The 10,579-nt window shown below is 72.3% G+C and carries 6 protein-coding genes; all 6 read left to right on the plus strand.

Annotated elements, in window-relative coordinates:
- The first annotated feature begins 33 nt into the window (after window positions 1-33).
- The 6 genes from AC3IYJ_RS16330 (at window position 34) to AC3IYJ_RS16355 (ending at window position 10,481) form a co-directional block, all read left to right on the plus strand.
- Window positions 34-5,784 carry an amino acid adenylation domain-containing protein gene (locus tag AC3IYJ_RS16330; protein WP_489402010.1) on the plus strand — a complete coding sequence of 1,917 codons (5,751 nt, stop codon included), beginning with the start codon at window positions 34-36 and terminating at the stop codon, window positions 5,782-5,784.
- Between the two features lie 143 nt (window positions 5,785-5,927).
- Window positions 5,928-6,875 carry a 2,3-diaminopropionate biosynthesis protein SbnA gene (gene sbnA / locus AC3IYJ_RS16335; RefSeq protein ID WP_489402011.1) on the plus strand — a complete coding sequence of 316 codons (948 nt, stop codon included), beginning with the start codon at window positions 5,928-5,930 and terminating at the stop codon, window positions 6,873-6,875.
- An 8-nt stretch (window positions 6,876-6,883) separates the two neighbouring features.
- Window positions 6,884-7,873 (plus strand): 2,3-diaminopropionate biosynthesis protein SbnB, encoded by a 990-nt coding sequence (sbnB, locus tag AC3IYJ_RS16340; RefSeq protein WP_489402012.1) that lies wholly within the window; start codon window positions 6,884-6,886, stop codon window positions 7,871-7,873.
- An 82-nt stretch (window positions 7,874-7,955) separates the two neighbouring features.
- Window positions 7,956-9,053, plus strand: coding sequence for a hypothetical protein (locus AC3IYJ_RS16345; RefSeq protein WP_489402013.1), 1,098 nt, complete (start codon window positions 7,956-7,958; stop codon window positions 9,051-9,053).
- 76 nt (window positions 9,054-9,129) lie between these two features.
- A complete protein-coding gene (locus tag AC3IYJ_RS16350) occupies window positions 9,130-10,068 on the plus strand; it encodes a TauD/TfdA family dioxygenase (RefSeq protein ID WP_489402014.1) in 939 nt (312 codons plus the stop codon).
- Between the two features lie 203 nt (window positions 10,069-10,271).
- On the plus strand, window positions 10,272-10,481 hold the full coding sequence (locus AC3IYJ_RS16355) for an MbtH family protein (protein WP_489402015.1): 210 nt from the start codon (window positions 10,272-10,274) through the stop codon (window positions 10,479-10,481).
- Window positions 10,482-10,579: the final 98 nt, after the last annotated feature.

A 10,579-nucleotide genomic window follows, 5' to 3' on the forward strand; every position in this document is an offset into this window, starting at 1 on the left:
CCCCGCGCGCGCCGTTCCGAGACGGAGTCATCGATGCCCCGCCCCATCCCGACCCACCCCGGCCGGCTCCCGCTCCTGGCGGGCCAGTCCGGCATCTGGTTCGGTCTCCAGCTCGGCACACCGGGACAGCACTGCAACGTCGGCCTCTGCACCGATCTGCGGGGCCCGCTCGACCTCCCCGACTTCCGGGAAGCCGCCCGCCGCACCGTCGCCGAGACCGAGGCCCTGCGGCTGCGGTTCCCGGCTCCGACGGCAGCGCAGGCCGCGCCGGAAGAGGATCCGGCCACGGGACCGGGGGCCGGGCCCTGGCAACGTCTCGGCCCGCCCGCCGACTGGACCCTGCCGGTCGTGGACGTCGCCGACGAGGCGGCTGCCCGTGCCTGGATGCGGGCCGATCTCGCGCTCGCCACGGACGCGGTCCGGGACCCCCTCTTCGCCTTCGCGCTGCTCCGCGTCGCGCCCGACCGGCACTTCTACTACCAGCGCGCCCACCACCTGGTCCTCGACGGCCACGGCACCGCCCTCCTGCTGCGCCGTACCGCCGAGCTCTACACCGCACTTCGCGAAGGCCAAGACCCCACCGCGGGAACCCTGTTGCCGCTCGCCGCACTCCACGCGGCCGAGCAGGCCTACTCCTCCTCCGCCCAGCACACCGCCGACCGCGCGCACTGGACCGCGTACCTCGCGGACCGCCCCAGGCCCGTCACCCTCTCCGGAGCCCTCACCGCCGCCCACGGCCCCGCGGGAACGGTCCCGGCCTCCCGTGCTCCGGGCCCCCGCGACCTCGTACGCGGCGCCCGGCACATTCCCCAGGAGTGCCTGGACCGGCTCCGGTTCACCGCCCGGGCGGCCCGCGCCGAGTGGTCCACGGTGCTCGTCGCCGCGGTCGCCGCCTACCTGCACCGGATGACCGGCCGGGACGACATCCTGCTCAGCCTGCCCGTGGCCAACCGGGCCACGGCTGCCGAGGAGCGGACTCCGGGCACGACCGCGAACATCCTGCCGCTGCGCGTGCGGACGGGGCGCGCTACGACCGTCCGCTCCCTCGTCCAGCACGTCCGGGACGAGACCCGGCAGGCGCTGCACCACCAGCGGTATCGCTGCGAGGATCTCCTGCGCGACCTCCGGGCCACCGGCGCGGACCCCGCGGGCCGGCAGTTCGGGCCGGTGGTCGACGTCATGGGCTCCGGCCCGGACATCTCCTTCGCCGGCACCACGGGCATCGCCCACCGGTTGGCCTCGGGCCCCGTCGAAGACATGGAGTTCGCGGCGCACCCGGTGCCCGGCGGTCTCCAACTCCGCCTCACCGCCAACCCGTCCCGCTACGCCCAGGCCGACGTGGACAGCCACCTGGGCCGGTTCGCGGCCTTCCTCACGGCCTTCGCCGCCGACCCCGAGGCACCCGTCGCCGACGTCCCCGTCCTCCTGCCCGGTGAGCGGGTCCGGCTGCTGGAGGAGTGGAACGACACCGGGGTCGAGGTGGCCCCGGGGACGGTGCACGGCCTGTTCGAGGACCAAGCGGCCCGGACGCCGCAGGCGGACGCGGTGGTGTTCGGGGAGAGCGTGGTCCCGTACGGGGAGCTGAACACGTGGGCGAACCGGATCGCGCACGGATTGATCGCCGCGGGGGTCGGGCCGGGTGACGTGGTGGCAGTGGTGCTGCCGCGGTCGGTCGAGATGGTCGCGGCGTTGCTGGGCGTGCTGAAGGCGGGGGCCGCCTGCCTGCCGATGGATCCGGACCATCCGGCGCGGCGCCGGGAGTTCATCCGGGAGGACGCGCACGCCGCGTTCACCGTGGACGCCTCGACGGTCGCCTCCGTGGCGGCCGGCCTGCCGGGATCCGATCCCGAGGCGCTGGTGGACCCGCAGACCGCCGCGTACGTGATCTACACGTCGGGGTCGACGGGACGGCCGAAGGGCGTGGTCATCCCGCATTCGGGCGTGGTGAACCGGCTGGCCTGGATGCAGCACGCGTACCGGCTCACGTCCGACGACCGGGTGCTGCACAAGGCGCCGGCCGATGTCGACGTGTCGGTGTGGGAACTGTTCTGGACGCTGGGGCAGGGCGCGGTCCTGGTGGTGGCCGAGCCGGGGCGCCACGAGGATCCGGCACACCTGGCGCGGGTCGTCCAGCGGTACGGGGTGACGACCGCGCACTTCGCGCCCTCGGCGCTGCGGATGTTCCTGCGCGGGCCCGACGCCCTCGGCTGCGGATCGCTGCGGCGGGTGATCTGTTCCGGCGAAGCGCTGCCGGTGGAGGTGCGGGACGCGTTCTTCGAGGTGCTGCCGGGCGTCGCGCTGCACAACCTGTACGGCCCGACCGAGGCGTCCGTCGACGTCACCCACGCCGAGTGCTGGCCGGGCTCCCCCGTGGTGCCGATCGGCCGTCCCGTCTGGAACACCCGGGTCTACGTCCTCGACTCCGGCCTGCGCCCCGTACCGCCCGGAACGCCGGGCGAGCTCTACCTCGCGGGCGCGCAACTGGCGCACGGGTACGCCGGGCGGCCCGGCCTCACGGCCTCCGCCTTCCTGCCCGACCCCTACGGCCCGGCCGGTACGCGGATGTACCGCACGGGTGACGTGGCCGCCTGGGACACCCTCGGTGAGCTGGTGTTCCTGGGGAGGCTCGACGACCAGGTGAAGATCCGCGGCCGACGGGTGGAGCCCGCCGAAGTGCAGGCCGTGCTGGCAGCGTCTCCGGGCGTGGCCCAGGCCGCGGTGGTGGCCCGGGAGGGCCGGCTGGTGGGCTACGTGGTCGCCGGGGCGGGCGCCGTCCCGGACACGTCCGGGCTCGGCGAACGACTGCCCGAGCACATGGTGCCCTCGGCCGTCGTCCGGGTGGAAGCGCTGCCGCTGACCCCGAACGGCGAGCTGGACCGGGAGGCGCTGCCCGCGCCGGACGCGGCGCGGGGTCCGGGGCGCGGCCCCCGCACCCCGGACGAGGAGCTCCTGTGCGGTCTGTTCGCCCAGGTCCTCGGCATCGACGGACCCCTCGGCATCGACGAGGACTTCTTCGCCCTCGGGGGACACTCCCTCCACGCGACCCGGCTCGTCAGCCGCATCCGGTCCGTGCTCGGCAACGAACTCCCCCTCGGCGCCGTCTTCGAGGCGCCCACGGTCGCCGCGCTGGCCGGGCGCATCCGGGGGGCCGCCGCCGAGGACCGGCCCGAGCTCACCGCGTACGACCGGCCGCGGGCGCTCCCGCTGTCCCGCGCCCAGCGGCACCTGTGGTCCCCGGACCGCACGGAGGGCGCCGGGGCGGCGTCCCGCACGCCGCTCGCGGTCCGGCTGAGCGGACTCCTCGACGTGCACGCGCTGGAGGCGGCGCTCGCCGACGTGGTCGCCCGCCACGAGAGCCTGCGCACCGTGCTCGATGTCCGTGACGGGGAGCCGGCGCAGCGGGTGCTGGCCGGGGCCCGGCCGGGGCTGACCCGGGCGTCGGCCACCGAGGAGGATCTCGCGCAACGCCTGCTCGCCGCCGTCTCCCGTCCTTTCGGCCCGGAGGACCGTCTCCCGCTGGGGGCCGTGTTGTTCGTGATCGCGCCGACCGAACACGTCCTGCTGCTCACGGTCCACCGCTTCGCGTGCGACGGCCGGTCGTTGGTCCCCCTCTGCGCCGACCTGTCGACCGCCTACCGCAGCCGTGTGGAGCGTGAGGCGCCGCGGTGGGAGCCGCTGCGTGTCCAGTACGCGGACTACGTGCTGTGGCAGCGCGAGCTGCTGGGCGACGAAGCGGACCCGGACAGCCTGATCTCCCGGCAGCTCGGCCACTGGACCTCCGCCCTGACCGGCATCCCGGCCGGGCCGGTGCTGCCTGCCGACCGGCCCCGGTCCGCCGTGGCCGACCAGGTGGTGGGGTCCTCCTCCTGGTGGGTCCCCGCGGGGCTGCTCCGGGGGCTGCGGGGGCTGGCCCGGGAGTCGGACACGACCCTGTTCATGGTGGTGCAGGCCGCGTTGGCGGGGCTGCTCTCCCGGCTCGGTGCGGGTGAGGACGTCCTGATCGGTACCCGGGTCGCGGGGCGCACCGACGTGGCGCTGGACGGCCTGGTGGGGCTCTTCGAGAACACGCTCGTCCTGCGCAACGACCTGTCGGGGGACCCTTCGTTCCGGGAACTGCTGGGCCGGGTACGGGAGACGGACCTGAGGGCGCTCGCGCATCAGGACGTGCCGTTCGAGCGGCTGGTGGAGGCGCTCTGTCCGGACGGCCCGTCGGGCCGTCCCCCCTTGTTCCGGGCGACGTTGGACTTCCCGCACGACGCGGACCCGGTCCTCGACCTTCCGCACGTGTCCTCGTCGGCGGAGCCCCTGCCCAGGCCGGCGGCGGCGTCCGGCCTGGCGTTCGTCGTCCGCGAATCCGCCGACGGCGGTCTGGACGGGACCCTCGAGTACAGCGGCGACCTCCTCGACCAGGTCGGCGCCGACCTCCTCGGGGCACGCCTCGTCCGTCTCCTCGAAGCCGTGGTCGAGCGTCCCGGACTCCCGCTCCACACCCACGAACTGATGGGCGGCGACGAGCGGCGCACGGTGCTGGAGGAGTGGAACGACACCGCCGTCGATCTGGTCCCGGCGACCGTGCACGGACTCTTCGAGAGCCAGAGCGTCACCACGCCCAACCGGATCGCACTGATCCACGGGGACGAACGCGTCACCTACGCCGAGCTGAACGCGCGGGCCAACCGCCTCGCGCACCGGCTCATCGACCGGGGCGCCGGAGCGCACACCGTCGTCGCGGTGTCACTGCCCCGCTCGGTGGAGCGGGTCGTGGCGCTGCTCGCGGTCCTGAAGTCGGGGGCCGCCTGCCTGCCGGCCGATCCCCGGGACCCGGCCGGGCGCACCGCGTCCGAGCCGACGGACGTCGCCTGCGTGCTGCACCTGGAGACGGCCGGGGACGTCGGGGACACGGCAGGGCTGCCCGGGACCAACCCCGTCGGACCGGGGGACGCCCCGCGCCGTCCCGCGTTCGTCATCCCGGTCCCGGGGGCCGCCGGTCGCCCGCAGTGCGTGAGCGTCCGGCACGAGGCGGTCACGGGATACCTGTCGCACCTGCACGACCTGACGGGGCTCGGCGCCGACGACACGGTGCTCAGCCTGGCCCCCCTCTCCTCGGACGCCTCCGTGCGGGACCTGTTCGGGCCGTTGACGGCGGGAGCCGCCCTCGTCGTCCCGGAGGCGGAGCACGCCCACGATCCGGCCGCGCTGTTCGCGCTGCTGCGACAGCACCGGGTGACCGTGCTGCCCGCGCTGGATCCGACGACGCTGAACGCACTCGCCGGCGCCGCACGCGACGCGGCCGGCGAGGACGGCGTCCCCTCCACATGGCTGCGGACCGGCGTGGTCAGCGGCGGGGAGCTGACCTCCGCGCAGGTGGGGCAGGCCGCCTCGGTCGGCTCGGACTGGCAACTGGTGAACCAGTACGGGCCCGTCGAGTCGACCATGACGGCCACCTGTCACCCGGTCGGGCCCCAGGACGGGCGGGACGGAGGACCGCTGCCGATCGGGCAGCCCGTCAGCAATGCCCGCTGTTACGTGCTCGACCGGTGGCTGAGGCCCGTACCGCCCGGTTCGACGGGCGAGCTGTACCTGGCGGGCGGCGGCCTCGCGGACGGGTACGCCAACCGGCCGGGGCTCACGGCCGAGCGGTTCCTCGCCGATCCCCACGCGCCGCGTCCCGGGTCCCGGATGTACCGCACGGGCGACCTGGCCCGGTGGCGGGCCGACGGCACCCTGGAGCGCATCGGACACGTCAGGGGTTCATCGGCGCGATATCCGGCCGATAGCCGGTAAAAACGACCAGGAAACTCTTGCAATATAGCTGCCGGATAGTCAGTGCATTCAGAATCCACGTTAGTACGTCGAGCATTCGACGAGATTAATGTTCGGAGGTGACAGTCGTGTCGGAGCCACCTTTCTCAGGAATTCTGTCGACCGTGGGAAACACCCCGCTCATAGAATTGGAGAGGCTCCTTCCGGGTTTTGAGTCCCGGGTTTTCGCTAAAGTTGAGAGATTCAATCCGGGCGGCAGTATCAAGGACCGTTCGGGTCTCAGCATGCTGAGCAGTGCCATCAAGAGCGGTGAACTGGTGCCCGGCCGTTCCGTGGTCGTCGAGTCCAGCTCGGGGAACCTGGCGGTCGGGCTCGCCCAGATGTGCCGCTACTTCGGGTTCCGGTTCGTGTGCGTGGTCGACGGGAAGACCACGGAGCAGAACCTCGCGATCCTGCGCGCCTACGGCGCCGAGATCGAAGTGGTGACCGAACGCGACGAGCTGACCGGCGAGTACCTGCCGGTGCGGCTGCGCCGGGTCCGGGAGCTCGTCGCACAGACGCCGAACGCGTTCTGGCCCAATCAGTACGCCAACCTGCTCAATCCGCGTGCGCACGAGAACACCATGGGCGAGATAGCACGCGCCCTGGACGGCCGGGTGGACTACCTGTTCTGCTCGGTCAGCACCTTCGGGACGCTGCGCGGTTGCGCCGACCACATTCGCAAGCAGGGCATGGACACCGTCGTCGTGGCGGTGGACGCCGAGGGCAGCGCCATCTTCGGCCTGGAGTCGACCCGTCGGCTCATTCCCGGACACGGGGCCTCCGTGGTGCCCGCCCTGATGGACCCGACCGCCGCGGACCGGGTCGTCCACGTCTCCGACCTGGACTGCGTGGTGGCCTGCCGCCGCCTCGTCCACCGCGAGGCGGTCCTGGCCGGCGGCTCCTCGGGCGCGACCGTCGCCGCCCTGACCCGGTTCAAGGACGAGATCCCGGCCGGCTCGAACGTGGCGCTCGTCTTCCCCGACGGAGGCGACCGCTACCTCGACACGATCTATTCCGACGCGTGGGTCCACCGAAATTTCGGTGAGATCGCGCACCTCTGGAAGGACTGAACCCCGTCATGCTCATCATCCGGCACTCCGAAGTCGGGGAAATCCTCGACGGCCGCGAACTCGAGAACATCGCAGCCGTCGCGGACGCCTACCGCATTCACGCGCAGGGCGACACCGCCGTGCCGCACTCCATATTCCTGCGCTTCCCCGGGCAGCCCCGCAACCGCATCATCGGCCTGCCGGCCTACCGGGGCGGAGCGAAGCCGGCCGCGGGCATGAAATGGATCTCGTCCTTCCCCGCCAACATCGACCGCGGCATCCAGCGCGCCAACGCCGCGATCATCCTCAACTCCCTCGAGACCGGCCGCCCCGAAGCACTGGTGGAGGGCTCACTCATCTCCGCCGCACGCACCGCGGCCAGCGCGGCCCTCGCCGCCGAACTCCTCACCCGCGACCACCGCCCCGACGGCCTGGCACTCATCGGCTGCGGCGTCATCAACCTGGAGATCCTGCGCCACGTACGCGCCGCAATCCCCGGGCTGAAGACCGTGACCCTCCACGACAGTTCGCCCGAACGGACCGCCCAGTTCACGGCCCAGGTCGCCGAGGTCGCACCGGAACTCTCGGTGGCCACCGCCGCCACCGCGCAGGAAGCCCTCGCCGCGCACGGCCTGGTGTCGGTGGCCACCTCGGCGATCGAACCGCACCTGGACGTACGGGCCGCAACGCCGGGCACCGTCGTCCTGCACATCTCGCTGCGCGACCTGTTGCCCGAGTCGCTCCTCGACGTGCACAACATCGTCGACGACATCGACCACGCCCTGCGCGAGCGCACCTCTCTGCACCTGGCCGAACAGCTCGCGGGTCACCGCGCCTTCGTGGACCCCACGATCGGCGAAATCCTCCTGGACGAGGAGGCGTTCACGCCCGTCCCCGGACGCACGGTCGTCTACGCACCGTTCGGCCTCGGGGTCCTGGACATCGCGCTCGCCGACGACGTGCTGACCACAGCCCGCGAAAAGGGCCTCGGCGTGGAGATCGAGGGGTTCCTGCCGTGAGCCCGTTCGTGCCCCGGCGGGTCGGCCGGGGCACGACGCGGGGCCGGCGCCTTCAGTCCCGTACCACGACAACGGAGAACACATGATCAAGAATGCCGTCCGCGCGCTGCGGACGACCGCGCTCATCGCCGTGACCGGCGTCGCCCTGGCCGTCGCCCCGGCGAACGCCGCGACCGCGCCGGCCTGGGAGACGCTGTCCCAGCCGATCGACCAGAAGACCGCGTCGATCCTGCCGTTCGACGCCCAGAACGCCTTCGCCAGGACCTTCCAGCAGGGCTGCGACGACTGCAACTCCTCGACGAAGCTCTGGCAGAGGACCGGCACCACCTGGAAGCAGCTGACCCCGCCCGCCGACGCGGCCCTGGGGGTCCAGGCGGGCACCGGCCCCGGCGACCTGTGGACCATGGGGCGCAAGTCCTCGGGTGCCTTCCAGACCAACCACTACGACGGCACCACCTGGTCGGGGAACCTCAGCCCGGGCCAGAACCTCGACGTCTTCGACGCCAAGGCCGTCAGCCGCACCAGCGTGTGGGGCGTCGGCCAGACCAGGTCGGACACCACGACCGGCTGGTACCCCACGGTGACCCACTGGGACGGCACGGCCTGGAAGACCACCAAGTTCACCCAGTTCGACGGCATGCTCTCCGGCCTGAGCGTCCGTTCGGACAGTGACATCTGGGCCGTGGGCAACAAGAACACGGGCTCGCAGACCCAGGGGCTCGCGCTGCACTACGACGGCACCGCCTGGACCGAGGTGCCCGTACCGGCGACCGTCAACGCCAAGACCTTCCTCGACACCGTCCACAGCAACGGTCCCAACGACGTCTGGGTGGCCGGCCGGGCCCTGAACGACAAGCAGCAGACCGTCACCAAGGGTGCCTACGTCATCCACTGGGACGGCACGAAGTGGACCCACCGGGACCTGCCCTCCACCGAGGGCTGGGTCAGCACCTTCGCCACGTACGACGGGAAGGTCTACGCCGGCGGAACCTTCACCCCCAAGCTGCTCCGCTGGACCGGTACCGCGTGGGAGACCGTCACGGGGTTCGACTCCTCGATCGCCTACGTGAGCTCGCTCAAGACCACCGCCGACGGGTCCCTCTACCTCAGCGGCTACTGGAGCAGCTTCTTCGGGAGCCTCTACTACCAGCAGCGCCTGGCCGCACCCGCCGCCCGCTGAGCCGGAGCCGTCCGCCGGCCCGGAGCCGCCCGGCATCCCTGACCATACGCAACCGAGAGGCACAGGAACCACCATCATGACCGACCGAAACGGCTGGTCCCCGTTTGAAGTGACCCCGGCCGACGCGGGCGTCGCCGCCACCGCCGAGGCGCTCGCGGAGTACCTCGACTCCATCGACCTGGCCGCGCTGCTGGTCCGCGAGAAGGCCGTGGTCTTCCGCGGGTTCCACGTCCCGGCCGACGGGCTCGACCCGGTCCTCGACCGGCTGCTGCCCCGCCGCCTCGCCTACGTGCACGGCAACTCGCCGCGCACCAAGGTCGGCGCGAACGTGTACACCTCCACGGAGTACCCGCAGGAGTACACCATCTCGATGCACAACGAGATGTCCTACGCCCACGCCTGGCCGACCCGCCTCGCCTTCTACTGCGCGGTCGCACCCGAGACCGGCGGAGCCACTCCGGTCGTCGACGCCGCCCTGTGGCTGGAGTCCCTCGACCCCGAGGTCCGCGAGGCGTTCAGGGACGGCGTGCGCTACACGCAGAACCTGCACGGCGGCCGTGGGCTGGGCAAGAGCTGGCAGGACACCTTCGAGACCGAGGACCGCGGCGAGGTCGACGTCTTCCTGAAGGAGGCCGGCGCGGACTGGAGCTGGGGACCGGGCGACAGCCTGAAGATCAGCCAGCTCCAGCACTCCACGGTCCGCCACCCCGTGACCGGAACCGAGGTCTGGTTCAACCAGTCCGACCAGTGGCACCCGGCATCCCTGGGCGACGAGACGGCCAAGGCACTGGCCCAGATCATGCCGGCCGACGAGCTCCCGCAGTCCGTGACCTTCGCGGACGGCAGCCCCATCCCCGACGAGTACGTCCTGCAGGTCCGCGACCGCGGCCTGGAGCACGCGGTGAACTGCGACTGGCAGGAGGGCGACCTCATGCTGATCGACAACCTGCTCGTCGGCCACGGCCGACGCCCCTTCACCGGGCCGCGCCGGATCCTGGTCGCGATGTCCGACTGACGCCCGCACCGGCCCGCCGGAGCCCGCGACAACCTCACAGCCAGTACCCCCTCAGCGGGGCCCACCCGGTGGAAGACCTCCATCCGGCGGGCCCCGCTGCCCACGTTCCGCCGTCGTATAGGGCCGGTATGGGCCCGGATCGAAAACTGGCCAACGCATAGCGCCACGTAGCGGCGCCCCACACCCGAGACCAGGAGAACCGCGTGTCCGAGCAGCACGAATCCGCCACCACCTACCGCGTCGTGCTCAACGACGAGGAGCAGTACTCGATCTGGTGGGCCGACCGCGACCTGCCCGCCGGCTGGCACGCCGAGGGCACCGAGGGCACCCGCGAGGAGTGCCTGGCCCACATCGAGGAGGTCTGGACGGACCTCCGCCCGGCCAGCCTGCGCCGCCGTATGGCCACCGCCTGACCGTCGGTCCGCACCGGTACCGAGCAGCACCGAGCACCACCGGGCTCCGCCCGCCACACCGCCTGTCGATCACTCACTCACACACGAGGAGCACACCC

Source organism: Streptomyces sp. GL_140 (assembly GCF_057834465.1).

Excerpts from the sequence above, each read along its gene's own strand:
- AC3IYJ_RS16330 (WP_489402010.1), top strand. The coding sequence starts at position 34 with ATGCCCCGCCCCATCCCGACCCACCCCGGCCGGCTCCCGCTCCTGGCG.
- sbnB (WP_489402012.1), top strand. The coding sequence starts at position 6,884 with ATGCTCATCATCCGGCACTCCGAAGTCGGGGAAATCCTCGACGGCCGC.
- AC3IYJ_RS16345 (WP_489402013.1), top strand. The coding sequence starts at position 7,956 with ATGATCAAGAATGCCGTCCGCGCGCTGCGGACGACCGCGCTCATCGCC.
- AC3IYJ_RS16350 (WP_489402014.1), top strand. The coding sequence starts at position 9,130 with ATGACCGACCGAAACGGCTGGTCCCCGTTTGAAGTGACCCCGGCCGAC.